Genomic DNA, 820 nt, shown 5'->3' with positions numbered 1-820 from the left:
TTGACACATTTGCAAATCGAGATGGTTTGTAGGTTCATCGAGCAAGAAAAGATCGGCTTCGGCTAAAAGTACTCGAAAAATCGCCCATAATCTTTGTTGCCCCATTGAAAAACTCGAAAAAGGGCGAAGCAAATCTTCCTCAACAAAGCCATATTTTAGAATTTCCGATTTGATTTTTGCTTCAAGCTCAAAACCGCCAAGATCATGATATTCGCTTATCATCTCCGGGTAACCTGAAGAATCTACTGAAAGCGAAGATACGACTTTATACAGCTTCCCTACTTTCGGAAAAGCTTCAAGTAGAAATTCTATGGTGTTCCCTTCAAATGATGGAATTTCCTGAGGAAGAAAGGCGAGTTTTACCGCGTTTCCCAGCGCAATTGTCCCGGAATCTGGTTTCAAGATACCCCTGATAAGATTGAGTAAAGTAGTCTTGCCAGAACCGTTCGCCCCAAGCAGGGCAACGATTTCGCCGGGAAGGATATTCAGATTTACACCTTTAAGCACTTCATTTGCGCCGAATGAAAAGCGAAGTTGTTTTATATGAAGCATAATTCCACCTCCAATGGAAAAATAGATGGCTACTGCCATTTGGATTTTGGTGCTTTTTAGAAGGTGGAATTATCTGCGCATCTTATCACCCTTCGAAAGTGGTTTCAATGAAATTCTATCACAGGTAGCTGCAAGATCTAAAGCTCAGTGCTGCCAATCTTTGTTATGGAGATAAAATACCCCCTTTGTGCGCGTGCATAACTCTGAAACAAAATCTCTGTAAGCTGAACACGACATCAACGTGTTTTGTGGCGTTTGGGCTTTTAGT

General features: G+C 41.6%; 1 protein-coding gene. It reads right to left on the bottom strand.

Annotated features, from left to right (window positions below; all coding sequences use genetic code 11):
• On the bottom strand, positions 1-552 hold a 552-nt coding region (locus AC3LHT_RS04170), incomplete at its 3' end, for an ATP-binding cassette domain-containing protein (RefSeq protein WP_488662072.1).
• Positions 553-820 lie beyond the last annotated feature (268 nt).

Source organism: Kosmotoga sp. (assembly GCF_982836095.1).
The sequence above is the reverse complement of the archived record's forward strand: the minus strand, read 5'-3'. Positions and strand labels throughout refer to the sequence as shown.